15 protein-coding genes are annotated in these 18,516 nt (G+C 67.2%); 12 read left to right on the top strand and 3 right to left on the bottom strand.

Annotated features, from left to right (window positions below; genetic code table 11):
* Window positions 1-20 precede the first annotated feature (20 nt).
* Both AC6H42_RS12040 and AC6H42_RS12035 read left to right on the top strand, forming a co-directional pair.
* Complete coding sequence (locus AC6H42_RS12040; protein WP_057154749.1) at window positions 21-1,157, top strand: LLM class flavin-dependent oxidoreductase; 1,137 nt, start codon at window positions 21-23, stop codon at window positions 1,155-1,157.
* Window positions 1,158-1,340: 183 nt separating this feature from the next.
* Entirely contained in the window at window positions 1,341-3,707 is a 2,367-nt protein-coding gene (locus tag AC6H42_RS12035; RefSeq protein ID WP_497548135.1) for a TonB-dependent receptor, read from the top strand.
* A 58-nt stretch (window positions 3,708-3,765) separates the two neighbouring features.
* On the opposite strand, the gene AC6H42_RS12030 is transcribed toward AC6H42_RS12035, so the two are convergent.
* Window positions 3,766-4,824, bottom strand: a complete 1,059-nt coding sequence (locus AC6H42_RS12030) for an ABC transporter substrate-binding protein (RefSeq protein ID WP_057154747.1) — start codon at window positions 4,822-4,824, stop codon at window positions 3,766-3,768.
* Between the two features lie 261 nt (window positions 4,825-5,085).
* Between AC6H42_RS12030 and AC6H42_RS12025 the strand changes: the two genes are divergently transcribed.
* From AC6H42_RS12025 to AC6H42_RS11995, 7 genes are read left to right on the top strand one after another with little or no spacing between them, the layout of a single operon-like run.
* Window positions 5,086-5,811, top strand: coding sequence for a class II aldolase/adducin family protein (locus AC6H42_RS12025; protein WP_057154746.1), 726 nt, complete (start codon window positions 5,086-5,088; stop codon window positions 5,809-5,811).
* Window positions 5,812-5,820: 9 nt separating this feature from the next.
* Complete coding sequence (locus tag AC6H42_RS12020; RefSeq protein WP_057154745.1) at window positions 5,821-6,987, top strand: PhnD/SsuA/transferrin family substrate-binding protein; 1,167 nt, start codon at window positions 5,821-5,823, stop codon at window positions 6,985-6,987.
* Window positions 6,988-7,003: 16 nt separating this feature from the next.
* Complete coding sequence (locus tag AC6H42_RS12015; protein WP_497548134.1) at window positions 7,004-7,909, top strand: ABC transporter permease; 906 nt, start codon at window positions 7,004-7,006, stop codon at window positions 7,907-7,909.
* A gap of 2 nt (window positions 7,910-7,911) precedes the next feature.
* The gene (locus AC6H42_RS12010) at window positions 7,912-8,670 is read left to right on the top strand and encodes an ABC transporter permease (RefSeq protein WP_497548133.1); all 759 of its coding nucleotides are present in this window, start codon (window positions 7,912-7,914) and stop codon (window positions 8,668-8,670) included.
* A gap of 9 nt (window positions 8,671-8,679) precedes the next feature.
* Window positions 8,680-9,486: an ABC transporter ATP-binding protein gene (locus AC6H42_RS12005; protein WP_082551728.1), complete on the top strand. Its 807-nt coding sequence runs from the start codon at window positions 8,680-8,682 to the stop codon at window positions 9,484-9,486.
* A 30-nt stretch (window positions 9,487-9,516) separates the two neighbouring features.
* Window positions 9,517-10,569 carry an ABC transporter substrate-binding protein gene (locus AC6H42_RS12000; protein WP_057154743.1) on the top strand — a complete coding sequence of 351 codons (1,053 nt, stop codon included), beginning with the start codon at window positions 9,517-9,519 and terminating at the stop codon, window positions 10,567-10,569.
* Between the two features lie 22 nt (window positions 10,570-10,591).
* A complete protein-coding gene (locus tag AC6H42_RS11995) occupies window positions 10,592-11,644 on the top strand; it encodes an ABC transporter substrate-binding protein (protein ID WP_057154742.1) in 1,053 nt (350 codons plus the stop codon).
* On the opposite strand, the gene AC6H42_RS11990 is transcribed toward AC6H42_RS11995, so the two are convergent.
* Together AC6H42_RS11990 and AC6H42_RS11985 are read right to left on the bottom strand one after the other, a co-directional pair.
* Complete coding sequence (locus tag AC6H42_RS11990; protein ID WP_057154741.1) at window positions 11,641-12,201, bottom strand: YXWGXW repeat-containing protein; 561 nt, start codon at window positions 12,199-12,201, stop codon at window positions 11,641-11,643. The two genes, AC6H42_RS11995 and AC6H42_RS11990, sit on opposite strands and share 4 nt — an antisense overlap.
* A 209-nt stretch (window positions 12,202-12,410) precedes the next feature.
* Window positions 12,411-12,662, bottom strand: coding sequence for a hypothetical protein (locus tag AC6H42_RS11985; RefSeq protein ID WP_057154740.1), 252 nt, complete (start codon window positions 12,660-12,662; stop codon window positions 12,411-12,413).
* A gap of 227 nt (window positions 12,663-12,889) precedes the next feature.
* Between AC6H42_RS11985 and AC6H42_RS11980 the strand changes: the two genes are divergently transcribed.
* The 3 genes from AC6H42_RS11980 to AC6H42_RS11970 all read left to right on the top strand — a co-directional run bounded on the left by AC6H42_RS11980 (window position 12,890) and on the right by AC6H42_RS11970 (window position 18,513).
* Window positions 12,890-16,426 carry a penicillin-binding transpeptidase domain-containing protein gene (locus AC6H42_RS11980; RefSeq protein ID WP_497548132.1) on the top strand — a complete coding sequence of 1,179 codons (3,537 nt, stop codon included), beginning with the start codon at window positions 12,890-12,892 and terminating at the stop codon, window positions 16,424-16,426.
* 159 nt (window positions 16,427-16,585) lie between these two features.
* The gene (locus tag AC6H42_RS11975; RefSeq protein ID WP_497548131.1) at window positions 16,586-17,920 is read left to right on the top strand and encodes a hypothetical protein; all 1,335 of its coding nucleotides are present in this window, start codon (window positions 16,586-16,588) and stop codon (window positions 17,918-17,920) included.
* Window positions 17,917-18,513, top strand: a complete 597-nt coding sequence (locus AC6H42_RS11970) for a hypothetical protein (protein ID WP_057154737.1) — start codon at window positions 17,917-17,919, stop codon at window positions 18,511-18,513. The genes AC6H42_RS11975 and AC6H42_RS11970 overlap by 4 nt, the downstream gene beginning before the upstream one ends.
* Window positions 18,514-18,516 lie beyond the last annotated feature (3 nt).

Here is an 18,516-nt window from a genome sequence, read left to right as displayed (position 1 = left end):
CATCCATACTGGAGCACACCATGACTGTCGACTTCTTCTGGCGCCTTCCCACCCACGGCGAGCCAAGCTCGCACCGCAGCCGCACTCCCTACCGTGGCGACACGCTGGCCGGCAACGCCCGGCTTGATCACGCCGGCGGCTATACTTACATTGACTACCTGGCCGAGATTGCGCATGCGGCCGAAGTGTCCGGCTTCCACGGCGGCCTGATTCCATCTTTCCCGATGACGGACGAACCTTGGGCCATTTCCGCGCTGCTGGCGCGCGAAACCGAAACGTTCCGATTCATGATTCCGTTCCAGCCGGGTTTCCTGAACCCAGTCGCCGCCGCACGCATGACGGCCAGCCTGCAGCGCGCCACCGGCGGGCGTGCGCTGTACAACGTCATTACCGGCGGCGGCGGCCCGGCGCAGCTGTGGTGGGGCGACTCCGCCGGCCACGACGACCGCTACCAGCGCACCACCGAATTCCTGGATGTGGTGCGCGGCGTTTGGCAAGGCGGGCCATTCTCGTACCAGGGCAAGTTCTACCAGCTGGAGCACGGCGGCCTGCCGGACCCGCTGTCGAAGGAAGAGTTCCCCGAGATTTACTTCTCCGGCTCTTCCGACGCCGCGCTGGCGTCGGCGTCAAAGCACGCGGACTACTACCTGACCTGGCTGGAGCCGTTCGCCGCGCTGCGCGAGAAATTCCGCCGCGTGAAGGAGAAAACAGATCTGCTGGGCCGCAAGATCAAGTGCGCGGTGCGCGTCGATATCGTGGCCCGCGCCACCGAGGAAGAGGCTTGGGATGAAGTGCGCAAAGGTTTCGAGCGGGTGGATGCCGAAACGCTGAAGCAGTTCCTGGCGCCGCAGGGTGATTCGGTTGGCGCAGCGCGCCAGCGCGCCAGCCTGCCTACCACGCTGAACAGCTATCGCGACCTGATCATCGAACCGAACGTCTGGTCGGGTTTCAACCTGCTGCGCGGCGGCCAGACGCAGGGCATTGTGGGCAGCTACCAGCAGGTGGCCGAGCGCCTCGACGAACTGGTGCAGCTGGGCGCAGATGCCTTCATCCTCTCCAGCACCCCGCACCTGGAGGAGGCCTACCGCGTAGGCGAAGAAGTGCTGCCGCTGGTGCGCGGCCACGTGCAGCCGCAAGCGCTGCGCGCAGTCGGATAATCCTTGCTGCCTGCAAAGCAGCACTGTCGCCCAGGCAGCATGCGCCGCCTGGGTGTTTCAAAATCAGCATTTCGCTTCATTTCAAAGAAGGCCTTGGTTTATAAGGCCTGCTTCTGCGGTGGCAGTCAGGCACGGCGCTTGCAATGAGTAACTTACCTCTTACTCATTACAAAGGAAGTGTCCATGCATCCCCAGCAATCGCCAGCCACCCGATTTAAACGCACCACCATCAGCCGTGAATTGCGCGCGGTTTTTGCCATCGCCCTGAGCGGCAGCCTTGCCCCCAGCCTGGCGCACGCGGAAGAGCAAGCCGATGCTGCCGCAGCGGCGGCCGCCAGCGTTCCCTACGTCGTGGGCGACCTGGGCGCGCTGCAAACCGTCACCGTCACCGCGCAGAAGCGCGAGGAGAAGGCGCAATCGGTGCCAAGCTCCATCACCGTCCTTGGCGGAAAGGAACTGCTGGCCGACGGGGTTGGCCGCTCCGCCTCGGAGATCCTGAACTTCGTGCCGAACGCCTCGGCGGGAACACAGCAGCACGGCCGTCCGCGCTGGTGGATACGCGGCGTGGGCGCCGGCCAGCAGCAGATCGACTTCCCGAACCCGGTCGGCTTTTATCTGGACGACGTCTACATCAGCAACTCGTCGGCCACCGGTTTCCCGCTGTTCGATCTGGACCGGGTGGAAGTGCTGCGCGGCCCGCAAGGCACCTTGTGGGGCAAGAACACCACCGGTGGCGCCATCAACGTCATTTCCAGGAAGCCCAGCTTCCGCAACAGCGGCTACCTGAAAGTGGACTACGGGCGCTACGACACCAAACTTGTGGAGGGCGCCATCGGCGGCGGACTGGTGGACGAGGTGTTGGCCGGCCGCCTGTCGTTCCACACCGAAGACCAGGGCGAAGGACGCTTTAACAACCTGTTCACCGGCAGCAAGGACGGCGCGCTGCGCGACAGCGCCGTGCGCGGCCAGCTGAAAGCGTTGCTCGGCAAGGACCTGAGCGCGAACCTGAACCTGCACTATCGCGACTACCAGACCGACGGCACCATCACCACCGTGGCCAGCTACGGCGCCAACGGTGTGTACCGCAACGGCTACATCCCCAGCACCAACCCGGACGACGTGAGCGCCAATGCGCCGGCCAACAGCTCGGTGAAGCAGGGGGGCGGACAACTGGCGCTGGAGTACCAGCTCGGCCCATACTCGCTCAACTCGATCACCGGTTTCGAAAACTACCGCACAGAGAGCCTGGGCGATGGCGACAACACCCCGCTGGAAATCAGCCGCAGCCACAGTTCGGCCAAGAGCCGCCAGTGGTCGCAGGAGCTGCGCCTGGCGTCGCCGCAGGATGACAAAGTGAGCTGGGTGGCAGGCCTGTTCTACTTCAACGAGAAGATCGATTCTGATTCCGCGTCCGCCCGCCTGCCGAACGGCGCCGCTCCGGCGCTCGCCGGCAGCACGCAGCCGGTCGGCTACAACAGCACCATCTACCGTCACGAGGCGCGCAGTTTCGCGGTGTTCGGCAGCGCCACCGCCACGTTCAGCGATCAACTGCGAGCCATCCTGGGCCTGCGCTGGACCACGGAGACCAAGGACCTGAACCTGCGCCGCAGGCAGGCCGCATCCGGTACACCGCAATTCGGCAATGTGGACAACTGGTGGAACACGGTCAGCGGCGCCAACTTTGGCGCGGCCGCCGTTGCCAACAACAACTTCGTTTCGACCCCGTCCACCACCTGGGATGCGCTGACCTGGGACTTTACGCCGGAATACCGGCTCAGTTCAACCGCGCGCGTCTACTTCAAGGCGGCGCATGGCATCAAGTCCGGCGGCTACAACACCAGCGCGACAGACGTGCGCGCGCTGAACACGGTGGCGCCGGAAACGCTGAACTCCTTTGAACTGGGCCTGAAATCCGAATGGTGGGACAACAAGCTCAATTTCAACGCCAATCTGTTTCGCTACGATTACAAGAACGTGCAGGTCAACATCACCGGCATCTACAACGGCGACCCGACCCAGAGCGTGAATTACCTGCAGAATGTGAGCAAGGCGCACGTGAACGGTGCGGAGTTCGAACTGGAACTGCAGCCGACCGACGAGCTGCACATCAACGCCAACATCGGCATCCTGCGCACCGAGTTCGACGAGTTCAATGTCCAGAACAACGGCGGCAACCGATCGGGCAATGAGTTCGTACGGTCGCCGCACGGCACCGCGTTGCTGCAGGCCGACTACCAGCTGCCCGTCGCCAGCGGCAAGCTGGTGCTCAGCGGCGACTGGCGCTACACCTCCAAGCAGTTCTACTATGTCGATCCGCAGACCGATACGCGCGGGCTGCTGAACCAGGGCGCCTACGGCATCGGCAACGCGCGCCTGTCGTACACGCTGCCGGGGGGGAAGCACACCTTCAGCGCGTATGTGAATAATGTAGGCGACAAGATCTACAAGAACCACACGCTGACCAGCTTCGTGCCGGGTACCGTGAATGGCGACACGGTGTACTGGGGCGCGCGCCGCACCTTTGGCCTGTCCTATACCGCGCAGCTTTGAAAGCCGGCTGCCGGGCTGTCGGCGGGTTAGCGCGTAGCGCACAACCCGCCGCTCTTTCTCAGGCCGCCGCGCGCAGGCTTTCGGCCACGCGGCGCTGCGCTTCTTCAAGCGGCCTGCGGTCTATCCACGCGTCGACATCCACGTCCCGGTCCAGGAAGCCGTGCACCAGCTGGAAGTGCTTCTGCTGCCGGAACAGTTCCACCTTTTCGTCAGACAAGTCCGGCGCCAGCGCCAGGTGAAAGCCGTCGCGGTAGGCTTCCGCCACGCCCTGGCCACCGGCCCGGGTCTCTCCCTGAAGGATCTGCAGCACCTCGTCCTTGTGGCTCTTGGCCCATTCGGCTGCGCGCAGCGTCTGCGTCAGGAAGCGCACCACCAGTTCGAAGTGGTCGCGCAGGAAGCCTTCGTGCACGGTGATGGGGCGCGGCGTGCCGTTGTTGACGCGGAAGCGGCGCTCCAGCTTGTCCAGGTCGATGCCGACCACCACGCCGGCATCGCGCGCCGCGTCGGCCGCTGCCGCACCTTTCACGTAGACCGCGTCCACCTCGCCCAGCAGCAGCGGCGAGATACCCTCCCACAGATTGGTGCCGAGGTTGCGGTATTCGGCCGGGCCGTTCTGGCCCAGCTCCACCAGTTCGACGTCGTCCAGCGTCAGCCCTGCGGAAGCCAGTACGCCCTTGTAGCCCGCCAGGCTCATGCCGCGTGCGATGCTGCGGCCGCGCCGGTTGTTCTGCAGGTCGTCGCTGCGGAAGGCCGGCAGCGCCAGGCGCTTGCCCTTCAGGTGTTCCGGCCTGGTGATGCCGGAGCCGGGACGGACCAGGATGGACTGCCACTCGTCTATCCACGTCAGGCCGATCAGCCGGGTCGGCGCACCTTGCGCCCGCGCCGGCAGCGCCAGCAGGTTGCCGCCTTCGCGCACCAGCGTTTCCAGCTGGTGGTCGTAGTGATGGCGCGCCAGCTCGCCGCCCACTTCCTGCAGCGTTTGCAGCTTGATGCCGTCGGGCGCGAATTCCTGGTCCAGCCATCCCAGCTTGTAGGCCAGGCCGGTGGCTGTCGGTACGGGACAACGGGTGAACCAAACCGTCTCGACGGGCTTGGCTTGCTTCTCGGTAGTGCGCATATTTGTCCTTGTTGTGGTGGGTGAGTAGCTTGAGTCGGTCCGCTTTGGCGGCCGCCTTCAGGGATTGCAGGAAGCATGCCCGCGCGCCATGCGTGCCGCACGCATGCCGCATGCTGCCGGCGCGACAGTGGCGCGGCATGCTGCTGCGATATCAACAGCGGCTGCTACGCCGCGCGCAGTGGCGGGCCTCGCCGGCGGGCATTTCGGCTGGCACGCGTCTTGCGAAAGTAGAGGCATGACCAACCCGCAGGGAGAAATGCAATGACTGAAGCACTGGTAGCACAAGCGCAGCTGAGCGTGCAGGTACAGGAGTTCGTGGAGCAGGTCCGCAAGGATGCGCAACTGGCGTTCAACGCGCTGCGCGAAACCGGCAGCCTGACCGCCAACGGCACCGTCGGATTCGTCGAACGCATTCCGGGCGAAGACAAGGTGGTGGTGGTGAACGATCCGGGCCCGTTCCGCAAGGGCCAGCCGCTGACGGCATCCGTCATCGGCCTGGATGGCAACGTCTATTCCGGGGCTGGCGGTGGCGGCGGCCGCTACCTGAAGCTGTTCAACGAGCGGCCGGAAGTGACGTCGATCTCGCACGTGCACTCGCCGGCGCTGGGCGCCTGGGCGCAGACACACCGCACGCTGCCGATCCGCTATGTGCCGGTGCAGCGCTTCCAGCTGATCCGGGAAATTCCGATCTATATCGACCGCCGTCAGGCGGAAGTGGATTTCATCCTGGGCTTGATCGGCAAGAATCCCCACTCCACCGCCATCCTGGAAGCGAACGGCGGCGCCACCGTGTGGGGCAAGCAGGGCTTGCTGAAGCTGGCGGAGTTCATCCTGCTGCTGGAGGAGGGCGCCAAGATCCAGATCCAGGCCGAAGCCGTCGGCGGCTCGCGCGACTTCGGTCCCGGCGTGCTGCTGCAGCAGTGGAAGATGAGCAATCTGATCGAGACTGCACGCGAACTGTCCCTGCTGCCTGCCAGCGATCTGTAAGGAGCTGAGATGATGACGACACTGCCCCTTCCGCGTCGGCGCGGCGCGCGCCTTGTGTTTGCAGACCTGCTGGCTGCTGCCGCCTGCGCGGTGTGCGCTGCCATGCCGGGTCTCGCGCAGGCCGGGCTGGCGTGGGCGGCTGGTGCGTCGCAAGTCGCTTCTGCCGCAGCCAGCGCCTCCGCGCCGCGCGCCGCGTTGCCGGCAACGGTGCGCATTGCGGCCGTGGCGCGTCCGGCGCCGGCCGGCAAGACCGTGTTTGCCGGCGCCTCGGCCCAGGTGGCCCAGGAGCGCTGGCTGGAAGCGGAGCTGGGCAAGCTGGGCGTGCGCCTGGAGTGGGTGCCGGTCACCACCAATGCGGTGGCGGCGCAGGTGAACGAAGGCTTCGCCAGCAAGAGCATCGACTTCGCCAGCTATGGCGACCTGCCTTCCATCATCGCCAACGCTTCCGGCCTGCAAACGCGGCTGGTGCTGCCGGGCGGCAGCCTGAACAACACCTACCTGGTAGTACCGCCGGGTTCGACTGCCCGCTCGATCCGCGACCTGAAGGGCAAGCGCATTGCGCTGCATCGCGGCCGGCCGTGGGAATACCCGTTCGCGCGCCTGCTGCAGGCCAATGGCCTGAAGCTGAGCGACGTGAGGATACTGAACCTGAATCCGCAGGCCGGCGCTGCCGCGCTGGCCACCGGCGGGGCCGATGCCTTCTTCACCCTGAGCGACGCCTTCGTGTTGGAGGACAAGAAGGTGGGCAAGATCATCTGGGCCAGCAAAAGGGCGCCGGAGGACTGGAAAATGCGCGCCGAATTATGGGGCGACAGCGCTTTCCTGCAGCGCTATCCGCAGGTGGCGCAGCTGGTGGTGTCTGGCTACCTGCGCGAGTACCACAAGGCGGCGGCAGCAGCCGATGCGGGGCGCGAGAGCTACATCAAGTCCGAGTCGCTCGGCGGGCAGAGCGAAGCGGTGGTGCGGCGCGAGCTGGAAGGCGACAGCACGCAATGGAAGGATCGCTGGTCGCCGCTGTTCACGCCGGCCGTTCGCGCGCACTATGCCGCCGAGGCGGAGTACGCGAAGCAGGCGGGCCTGATCGCCAGGCCGCTGTCGGTGGACGCCCTGTTTGCGCCGCAGTTCGTGAGGCAGGGCCTGGCCCAGCTGCAGCTGCAAGACTATTGGACCCGTTAAGGAAGGAGTGAACACAATGACGATAGCCGCCGCATACAGGCCGACGCAGCCATTGACCGGCGAGGCCGCGCCGCACGAGCTTGCGCAGCCGGCCAGGCAGGTGCATCGCCCGGCAGATGGCCAGCCAGCGGGCAGCGGGCGCCGCAAGCTTCCGTCCGGGCTGGCGGAACGCTGGCTGGCTGCGCGCTGGTCGGCCTGGACCGCCCCGGTGCTGCTGCTGCTGCTGTGGTCCGCCGCCACCGCCCTTGAGTGGGCGCCGCCGCAGATCCTGGTGTCGCCGTGGCAGGTGGCGCTAACGGCATCCGAGCTGGTGCAAAGCGGCGAGCTGCCGGACCACCTGAGCGTGAGTCTTTACCGCCTGTTCGCCGGCTTTGCGCTGGGCGGCGCGGCGGGACTGGCTGCGGGCGTACTGCTCGGCTTGTCCAAGCCATTGCGCGCCTACGTCGAGCCGACGTTCAGCGTGCTGCGCCAGTTGCCCACCGTGGCGCTGATTCCGCTGTTCATCCTGGTGCTGGGCATAGGCGAGAGTTTCAAGGTGTTCATCGTGGCCAAGGCGACCTTCTTCATCGTGGCGCTGGCCGCGCATGACGCCATCCGCAATCTGCCGGCGCGCTATTTCGAAGTGGCTTCGGTGTACCGCTTTTCGCGCTGGGACGTGATCCGCCGCGTTGCGCTGCCGGCCATTGTTCCCGACGTGCTCACCGGAGTGCGCATTGCGCTGTCCCGTTCCTGGATGGTGCTGGTCGGCGCCGAGCTGCTGGCTGCCGACAGCGGCCTTGGACAAATGATGGAGATGGGGCGCCAGATGTTCCGGCTGGATGTGGTCATGGTGGGCGTGGTGCTGACCGGCGTGATCGGCTTCACGCTGGACCGCAGCTTCCGCCTGATCGAGCAGCGCCTTACCCGCTGGAAGAAAGGCTGACCATGCAAACCAAAGCAATCGCGCTGTTCAAGGCCGCACTGCTGCCTGCGGTCTTGCTGGCCGCATGGCAGTGGGCGTCCGGGCAGGGCGCCAGCGCCGCCTATATTTTCGTCCCGCTGCCGCTGCTGTGGGACAGCCTGCTGCAGCTGCTGGCGTCCGGCGAGCTGTGGCTGCACGTGAAAGTGAGCCTGGGCCGCACGCTTACCGGCATTGCGCTGGGCGGTACGGCGGGCATCGTGACCGGCACGCTGATGGCACAGTCGCGCGTGGCCGAACGCCTGATCGGCCCCCTGTTCCACAGCATCCGGCAGGTGCCGCTGCTCGGACTGATCCCGCTGCTCGGCCTTTGGGTAGGCAGCGGCGACGCGGCCAAGCTGCTGGTGGTGTCCATCGCCGCCTTCTATCCGGCCACGCTCAATACCTGCGAAGGCATCCGCAATGTGGAGCAGCGCCTGCGCGAAGTTGGCCGGATTTTGACACTGACGCAATGGCAGACCTTCCGCCGCGTGCTGCTGCCGGCCGCCACGCCTGCCATCGTCACCGGGCTGACGCATGCACTGGCCTTTTCCTGGCTGGCCTGCATGGGCGGGGAGTTGCTGTTTGCGGCCGGCCCCGGCATCGGTTCGTTGCTGCTGAACGGCGAAGTGGCCGGCCGCATGGACGTGGTGCTGCTGGCGGTAGTGGTGATCGCACTGGTGGCACAGGCCATGAACACCATCCTGAACCGGCTTGCTCGCCGCATCCATCGATTTGAATCCTGAAGGAGCACCATGAACGCACCAATTTCCAAGGCATTGCTGCACGCATTGCCAAGCGCGCGGCCGCAGCGCCGCAGCGGCGGCCTGCTGATCGAGCATGTCAGCAAATCCTTCGATCTGAAAGGCGAACGCCTGCCAGTGCTGGACGATATCTCGTTCCGTGTGGAGCCGGGCGAGTTCGTCGCCATCGTCGGCGCATCCGGCTGCGGCAAATCAACTTTGCTGCGCCTGCTGGCCGGGCTGGATACCGAATACGAAGGCCGGCTGCAGCACGACGGCAAGGACATCCGGGACACGGATCTGAACCGGGGCCTGGTATTCCAGGATCACCGCCTGTTCCCCTGGCTGACGGTGCAGCAGAACATCGCCCTGGCATTCACCAACACCCGCGTTCCTGTGGCCGAGCGCCGCGAGCGCGTGGCGGCGGAGATTGCCCGCGTGGGGCTGGAAGGTTTCGCGGACGCCTTCCCGCACCAGCTCTCCGGGGGCATGTCGCAGCGGGCCGCGATTGCGCGCGCCCTGGTCGGCAAACCGGACGTGCTGTTGCTGGACGAGCCGCTGGGCGCCCTCGATGCGCTGACCCGTTTGCGCCTGCAGCAGGAGCTGCGCCGCCTGTGGCAGGACGAAGGCATCACCATGCTGATGGTGACGCACGATATCGACGAAGCGGTCTACCTGGCCGACCGTATCGTGGTGCTGGACGCGCGGCCCGGCCGCATCCGCCGCGTGCAGGAGGTGGCGCTGCCGCATCCGCGCCAGCGCGGCCAAGCCGGCTTCGTGGCCATCCGCGACAGCCTGCATGCAGATTTCATTCATTGATCCACTCACTAACCCAAGCAAGGAGCTGGCATGAGCAATTCCCTCGATACCCTGTGGTACACCCGCTGCCCGGTGCCGACCGGCCTCGGCATCGCGTTGCAGAAAGGCTGGCTGGAAGAGTCGTTCCGCTCGCAATGCACCAATGTCCAATCGCTGCGCGAATCGAACGACAAGGCGGTGCGCGAATCGCACTTCGACCATACGCTGCAAAATTCGGTGCGCCATGGCGGCAATATCCCGGCGCTGTGGGCGCGTGCGGCGGGCCGCGACACGCGCGTGCTGGGCCTGTCCTGGTCGGACGAGACGCAGCTGATCCTGTCGTTGCCGGACAGTGGCGTCAAGACCGTGCGCGACCTGAAAGGCCGCCGTTTCGGCCTGCCGCGCTGGACCTCGGCGCAGATCGACTTCGCGCGCGCCCAGGCCATACGCGGCCTGGAAAACGCCCTCAAGCTGGAGGGACTGGCCGTGAGCGACGTTGAGCTGGTCGATTTTGTCATCGAAGCGGGGCAGAGCGACGCGCCTGCGGTGCGCGCGGCCGGCAGCAATGTATTCGGCGGCCGCCGCAGCGGCGGGCAGAGCGCCGAGTTGCTTGGCCTGCTGCGCGGCGAAGTGGATGCGATCTTCCTCAAGGGCGCCAGCGCGGCCCACATCGCCAGCCTGTTTGGACTGCACACGGTGATCGACACCGGCGCGCACCCGGAACCGCTGATCCGCGCCAACAACGGCACTCCGCGCACGCTCACGGTGGACCAGAACCTGCTGGAGCACCATTTCGATTCGGCGGTGCGCGTCGTGGACCAGGTGCTGCGGGCCGAAGCCTGGGCGCGCGGCAATCCGGACGACACGCGGCGCTTCCTGGCGCGCGAATCGAACAGCAGCGAGTACTGGGTCACGGTGGCTTATGGCGAAGACGCGCACCTGCGGCTCGATACCGATCTGTCCGAGACGTCCATCGCCGGGCTGCAGGATTTCAGCGACTTCCTGTTCCGCTGGCAGTTCCTGCCCAATCCGGTGGACGTGCGCAGCTGGATCGATCCGCGTCCGTTCGAGGCGGCGCTGTCGCTGAACCGGCGCGCGGCCTGACGCCAACCAGGGAAGCAACAGCATGGACCGACGATCAATTCTGAAGCTGGGGCCGGCAGCGGCGCTGCTGCCCGGCGTTGCGCGTGCGCAGGGACAGCCCGAGGTGCTGCGCATCGCTGTCACCGCGTTTGCCGAAAACGGAAAGGCCAGCCTGGGCGGCACTCCCTACCGCGTGCAGCAGGACGGCTGGCTCGCGCGCGAGCTGGCCAAGCGCGGCGTGTTGCTGGAATGGTTTCCCGTAACGGGGGACACCGGCGCCACCATGAACGAGGCGTTTGCCAGCGGCCGCATCCAGTTTGCCAGCTACGGCGATTTGCCGTCTGTGATACTGAACGCGGGGGGCGTGCGGACACAGGTTATCGTGCCGGCGGGGCGCGGCGCGGACCTGTTCCTGCTGGTGCCCACCAACTCCAGCGCGCGTTCGCTGCTGGACTTGAAGGGCAAGCGCATCAGCGTGCATCGCGGACGGCCGTGGGAACTGGGTCTGCTGCACCTGATCGAGGATAACAAGCTCACGCCGCGTGACTTCAAGCTGGTGAACATGGACATCAAGCCGGGCGCCTCAGCGCTGGCTACCGGCGCGGTGGACGGCTTGTTCCAGCTCAACGGCTATCCCCTGGAGGACAAAGGCATAGGCAAGATCATCTGGACCAGCAAGGGGCAGCCGGACCGCAAGATGCGTGCGGAGTTGTGGGGGCGGAGGGACTTCACGCGGGCCAATCCGGAACTGGCTGAGCTGGTGGCCACGGCCTGGGTGAAAGCGCAGTACTGGGCGGCGCAGGAGGACAACCGGAACGCGGTGATACGCGACGGCACGCGCAACGGCACGCCGGAAAGCGTGATAAGGCGTTCCTATGATGATCCTTCGTTGCCGTGGAAAGACCGTTGGACGCCGTTGTACGATGACGTGGTGTACCGCCATTACAGGCGGGTGGTGGCTTTCGCCCGCAACCAGAAGCTGATACGGCAGCCGCTGCCGGCGGAAGAGCTGCTGGAGCCGCGTTTTGTCAACGCGGCGCTGAAGAACCTGGGACTGGCGCGGTACTGGAGCGCCAGCCCGGTGAAAACGGCTTAGTTGCGGCGCGGGTTGTCGGGACGCTGATCGTAGCGGTTGGGTACACCGTCGCCGTCACGGTCGCGGTCGTGGCGGTTCGGCACGCCGTCGCGGTCGTTGTCGTATCCGCGGCCGCGGTCATGGCCGCGATCGTGGCCATAGGCGCGATTGTTGTGGTTGTCGTAACGGTTCGGGATGCCGTCGCCGTCGCGGTCGCGGTCATAGCGGTTGGGGATGCCGTCGCGGTCCATGTCGCCCCGGCCGCGCCGGTCCCAGCGGCCTTCGTGGCGCACCCAGTGGCCGTTCGACTGTACCCACTGCGGCTGGGTGTAGTAGTAGCCCGGGCGTTCACGCAGCCAGTGGCCGGCGACCCACACGTGGCGGTGACCATTCCAGTTCCAGAATCCGGGAGCCCAGACATAGCCGTGGCGTGGCGGCGGCAGGCTTTCATAGCGCAGCGGAGGCGGCGCGGTGCCGATGACAAGATTGACGTCCACCTGGGCCGAAGCAGGCATAGGCGCGAAAGCGGCAGAGCTGATAGCCAGCAGGGCTGCTGCGTATAAGGTAGGCTTGATCATGTTGTTCTCCGTTGATATGAGTGACGCTGAATTCACTATATCAAGTGCTGCTTGCACGGAGAAAGGAAGATGCAACTTATTACAACTGACACAGCTGGAAAGACTTTAAACCTGCATGCAACGTGCGCTGGCGCACAGAAGAGGATTCGCCTGTCACGCGGGTGCGCTGTTGTGGCGCGTGGCGTGCAGGCGAATGTGCGGGGCCGGCATCAGATCTTGGCCGACGCGGAGGTTTTGCGCTCATCGTTCAGCAGTTGCAGCTTCTGCTCGGCGCTCAGGCGCTTGGCGCTGACGACTACGACTTGCATGTCCTTGGCGGCAGCGTAGGCCGGTGCGGCGGCACGGACTGCAACTGGCTGTGCTTCGGCGGTCGCGGTGTCGCTGTCAAGTACGTAGTTGGCGGCGCAGGCCAGGCCCAGGGTTACGACAAACAGGGCTTCGAAGTTTTTCAGGACGTTCATTTTGCTCTTCCTTCAGGTTGGTGGTCAGTGGTGTTTGGTGTTCCGATGACTGCACTGTACTCAAAGGCCATGCAGCCCTCCACCGCATTGCGACGGGCGGCGGATTTTGTGGCGCGAGATGCAAAATCCGGCGATAAAACGGTGTGGCCGCAATGGCAATCCGGCCACCTTTTCCTGCTTCCCCCTGCTAAGCCCAGCCATACGAATACCATCGGGGCGAGGGGCATATGCGGGCCAAGTTCAGTCACATTCTGCAGTCCATTGCTGAGCGCCGCCGCGCCTTGCGCCGGGCGCGCAACCTGCGCGCGGGCAGCGCAGGCAGCGCAGGCGGCCGTGAGCCTGCTGCGCACGCTGCGGGCCGTGCTGCGGGTCGCGTACAGGATGCGTATGGCGCGCTGTGGCGTTCGGCCGGCGCGTCCTGGCGGCGGCTTGCCGCCGCGCCGCGCGGTACGCTATGGCTGGCCGCTGCCGGCGTGCTCGCCGCACTGGGCGGCGCGGAAGCCATCATCGGCCATGCGCGCGCACTTGGTGCCGCTACCATCACGACGCTGGATGCCGCCAGCGCGCGCCATGCGGCAACCGTATATCAAGCCGCCCTGCCGGGCGCGACGCTGACGGTGGCGCGGCAGGCGGGGGTGCGCTTCAGTGCCGTTGCGGGCGGCGCCGTGGTGACGCTGGCGGGCATGCAGGGCATGGGCGCGGTGCGCGTGGACCTGTGCAGCCAGCTGCGCGAACCTGGCAGCGCGCGGCTGGTGCCGCTGAGGCTCGGTTACCGCTTCGATGACGTTCAGCGGTGGATGGACAAGCAGGCTGCGCAGGGCGTGGCGCCGTCGGGCGCGTTGCGCAATGTGCTGCTGGTCGGCGGCGAGTCAGCCGTATCGGCCGCCATGCCCGAGGTGCGCATCAGCGGCGACGCGGGCGCGGACTTCGGCGGAAAACCGCTGCAGCTTAGCTGGCGCAGCGCACCCGGCACGTCGGCGCGCTGGCTGGGAGACGCCGGGGCCGGCAGGGTTGAGGAGGCCGCCAGCGCCACGGTGGGTCTGTTCCGGCAGGGCTGGCTGTCCTGGGGCGACGGCGCCGCCATGCGCGTCGAGCGCCGCGCGAGCGTGGGCTGTCCGCAGGCTGGAGAACTGGTGGTACAGCTTTATCAGCTTCGGCAAGCGGGCAACGGCAGTCTTGCCGCCGCTCCGGCCACCGGCTTCGGCGACAAAGCGCTGCTGGCTGCGTTCCCCGCGGCCGGCGGCGCGGTGGCGGCCTATCTGCCGCCCGGCGTCTACCATGTCCCGGCCCAGGCGCCGGCCGGGCTGGAAGACCAGGCTTTGTTTGCCGCACTGCAGGCGGCGGGGCTGGTCCGGCTGGATGCCGGCGGCATGATCGCGATCGCTCCACGCGATTTGCCGCAATGGCTGGCCAGCGGCGCCTCCTCGCGCGCCACCGCGCTGGCGGAGTGGCGTGACGTCCGGCTGGACGGCGCAGGCATCAAACTGCTCAAGCGGCTCTACCACCAGGCCGACGGGGCATACGTGCGTCAGCAGGTCGACATCTACAACAGCGAGCGGCGCCTGCTGGCATGGCGCGTCAAATCGGGGCCCGCATGGGAAGCCAGCGCCGGCGACAGCCCGCTTGCGGCCTCCACGCACATGCCGCCCGCCGCCGCCCGCCTGTTCGCCGAACTGCCGCAAGGCTGGCAACCGTGGACGCGTGTCGCCTACTGGCCGCAGGCCAGCGCCGCGCAGACGGTGACGCTCAGCCTGCCGCTGACCGCTGCCGCCAGCGGCATAGCCGGAGCCGCAACACTCGCTGCGATAGGCGGTGGCGAAGCCGCAAGCGCGAGCGCGGGCAAAGCCGGAGCCGAAGCCGAAGTCGAAGCCGCATCCGTCTGGCCCGGGTCCGGCCCTGGGGGAGCAGCCGCGCGCGAGGGCGCCGCGCTGCAGCTTCTCATCGCCGGGCGGGTAGTGTCGGTCACCGGCGCCCGTGCGGCGCTCGCGCCGTCATGCACCGGGCGCGGCTGCGCCTCCGCGAGCGATGCCGTTCGGCTCACGCTGGAGCCGCTGGCGGGCGCACGCGCCATCAAGGTGGAGGTGCAGCCGCTCGACATGACAGGCGTGGCCGCGTCCGGCGACCAGGCTTACCGTCATCTGCGCGTGGCGGGCGGCCGCATCGTCTGGCAGCCGCTGGAGGCCGCCTTGCCGGGCGGCGCGGGCGGCGCGGCCGGCGCCGCCCGCGCTCCGGCCGGCGCCGGCGTGCAGCTTCAAGACCGCAACGGCACGCTGCTATGGGCCGATGGCGGCAGCACGCCGGCCGCGCTGGATGCTGGTTTGGGCGCCATGCTGGGCATCGCCCCGGAGCACGCAAGCAGCATCGCCGGCGTGCTTGCCCGCGCCTTCGCCAACGGCAGCGGCAGCGGCAGCGGCGCCCCATCTGCGGGCCTGCCAGCCAGCGGCAAGCTGTCGCTGGATTTGCCGCTGCAGGCCCTCGGCCAGCGCATCATTGAATGCATAGGCATGCGCCATGGCCGCTGGGACGGCAAGACCTGCGGCGGAGGCCAACCCGCGCCCCAGGGCCGGCACGCCGGACTAGTGCTGCTGGACGCCGAAACAGGCGACATCCTGGCTGCGGCAGGCGCCGGCAATGCCCCCGCCGGCGCAGCCAACTGGCCGGAAGTGCGCGACTTCGACCGCGCCAACCCTGCCCGCAGCCCCTTGCGCCTGCCAGCGCTGCAGCACGACGGCGGTGCCCACCGCAGTCCCGGCTCCACGTTCAAGATTGTCAGCGCGGTCGGCCTGGAACTGGCGGCAAAGTCCGACCCGCGTCTCGATGCGCTCCTGGGCGGCATGCCGCTGCCCGCCATCAATGCTGTGGCCCGCCAGCGCGGCTATTCCTTCGAGACCGGCGCCGCCACCTATCCTGCAAGCGCGTCCGCCGGCGCGGGCGCACGCATCACCAACTACAAGGAGCAAGGGCTGGACCGCCGCGCGCAGGAGGGCAGGCTGGGACTGCCGCAGGCGCTGACTTACAGTCTCAATACCTGGTTCGCCTGGTCGGCGGAAATGAGCGACCGCAGCCTGTTCGGCCGGCCCGACGGCGGCGTGCCCGGCGTGCAGGCGCTGGAATCGGGCGCGCTCGACCCGGTGCGGCCGATCGCGGCCGCCGCCCATCGGTTGGGCTTCGAGCAACGCCTGCGGCTGGACGGCGGCCTGTTGCCGAAAGACTTCGCCTGGCAAGCCTATGACGCGCTGCAAGCGACGCCGGCCCACATGGACACCATCCACACCCGTCACGAGCTGCGGCAAATGGCGATCGGCCTGCGCATGCAAGCCACCCCGCTGCAGATGGCGATGGTGTCGGCCGCCATAGGCCAGGGCGCCACGGTGGCGCCGCGCCTGCTGCTGGAATTGAACGGCAGGGCGGCCGGGGAGCCGCGGCAGGAGCCGCTGGGCATCCGGCTGGACCGCATCCGGGCCGGCATGAAAGGCGTGGTCGATTCGGGCACCGCCGCCGGCGCGTTCGGCGCGCAGTCGCTGGCGGCGCTGCGCCGTGGCCTGTACGGGAAGACCGGCACGGCCCCGGTCAGCGACGGCGCCGCCACGGTCTGGTTCACCGGCTGGCTCGAGCCTGGCAGCCTGCCGCATCAGCCGCATCGCCTCGCCGTGGCGGCCTTCGTCAGCCATTCCAGCACCACCGGCGGCGAGCACGCCGCGCCCATGGCGGCCGCCCTGCTGGCGGGTTGGCCGGGCCGGAACGTGGAACAGAAGGGTAAATAGCCCTGTAACAAGGGGAATGGATGAGCGCCGGATGTGGCATGATTTTGAAGTGTCCGTCGAAGACCATACGATCCCTATGGTCCGGCGGCACTTATTCTTCGAGTACGGGATCACATGCGGCTGCCGGGAACGCGTTATCAGGAACATGGTTGGGAACAGGTGCGCAAGCTCCTGGGCCGATGCTCGCTGCTGGCCGTGCGCCACATGGATTTGCATCTGCTGCTGGACGGCGCGCACGAAGCGGCGCAGCTGGATATCTACACCGATGCGCTGGCGGCCGAACTGCGCCTGGCGCAGCGCGGCGCGCGTGGCGAGGCGGCCGGCAACAGTTATGGCGAAAGCGTGTCAGAACTGGCGACCAGCCTGGCCTTCGAGCTGCAGGCGCAGCCTTCCTATTGGAGCGCCCTGGCCTCCGCCATCGCCGGCGAGCACGCCAGGCATGGTGCGTTCTGGCTGAAGCCGGGTAGCGAAGGCATGCTGCGCAAGAAATTCAACGATATGTACGCCGGCCTGCGCGACAAAGTGGACGCCGACAACTACCAGGTCGCCACCGGCCGCGCGTGCAGTCCGAACAAGATGTACACCTACCGCATGCTCGACACCGCCTACCGCGAGATCGAGCAGCTGTTCGCCAACTGGCGGCAGCACCCGGAGCAGGTGGCCGCGATCCTGGGCCGTGCGGCGGACGGCATTCCCATCGAAGCACGCCAGATGAAAACCATAGGCGGATTCAAGGCCGACTGGGTGATACGCTGGAGCGAGTCGCTGGAGCGCTTCGGCGGCGCGCCGGGGCCGCTGCACACCAAATCGAAGCGCTTCTCCAGCCTGAAGAACGGCCCAGAAAAAATCGCCGCGCTGATGGCCGACATTGCCGACTACGAAGCGCTGTCGGCCAATATGGGCGCGGCCGAGGACTGGCGCGGCGACGAGGATGAAGCCGCCGCCTGGATGGATGACTATCTGCGCGTGATCGGCGAGTCCGAAGCGGCTGAAGAGGAAGCGCCTCTGCCGGATGTGGTGGACCAGATCCTGCAGCCGCTGGCCGATGAGGAGGAGGACGAGGAGTTCGAAATCCCGGCCGAGGCGGCCGAAGGCGATGGTCCGGACGAGGATGGCGCGGACCTGCTGGCGCCCCCGGCCACCGTGCAGCCCGTACGCGACCCTGTGCTGGCCGCAGCAGACCAGGCCCTGGCTGCCAGCCTTTCCTTGCCCCTCCGCTTTATGGAACTGGCTACCGCTGCGCAGGACGGCGGCAGCCGGATGCTGCAGGTGCTGAGCGAGGAATCGCTGCCGATCCGGCTGGCGGTCTACCAGAAGCTGCTGGGCGCTGAAGATGAAAGCTATCCTGACGCCTGGCTGGACCCGGCCACCGGCGAGCTGCCGACCTTGCAGCAGCTGGCGGCACTGGACCGGATTTCGATGCCGACGTTGCGCAAGCGGCGCAACGAGGCGATCGGCAAGCTATACGCGATGAACAGAGGGATGCAGAGATGACCACGCCAGACCAGAAATTGCAAGAGCGCCTGCTGCTGTCGCGGGCGGCGCCGGGCGATCGCCTGATGCTGCCGGACGCCGTGTTGCTGGCGGCGCTGGATGGTAGCCGCGTATTGACGCCGAACGAGCGCCGGGCGTTGCAGGACTCTCCGCTGACCTTGCGCCGTTTCCGGCAGTTATCGCTGGAGCGGCGTTCGGAGCGCGCAACCGGGGGCGGTTCCGCGCCGCACGCGGCCAACGACCCGGTATGGCGTGGCAGCCACGGTATGCTGCGCGCCGCCTCCAGTGCCGCCGTGCTGGATGAGCTGGTGACCGACGACGGGTACTGGCAGCTGCATTTCCTGCCGGGCCAGGGGCCAGCTGGCGCCGGGTGGCAGATCATCCTGAAACTGGATGGGGACGCGCCATTCGCCGCGCGCCTGCTGCGCGAGCAGCCGATGCTGCGCGTGGTGGACGGCGGCGGCGCCATCTTGCTGCAAGGACGGCTGGATGCGGACGGCGAATGCGAGCGCGCATGGCCATTCGATACCGCGCCGATGGCGCATTTCCAGCTATACGGCGCCCGTTTCGCCGTTGAACCGGTGGCGTGCTAGGCC

The sequence above is a fragment of the Massilia sp. NBRC 108631 genome (genome assembly GCF_059704565.1).
Note: the sequence above shows the minus strand (reverse complement) of the source record. Positions and strands in the feature narration are given on the sequence as shown.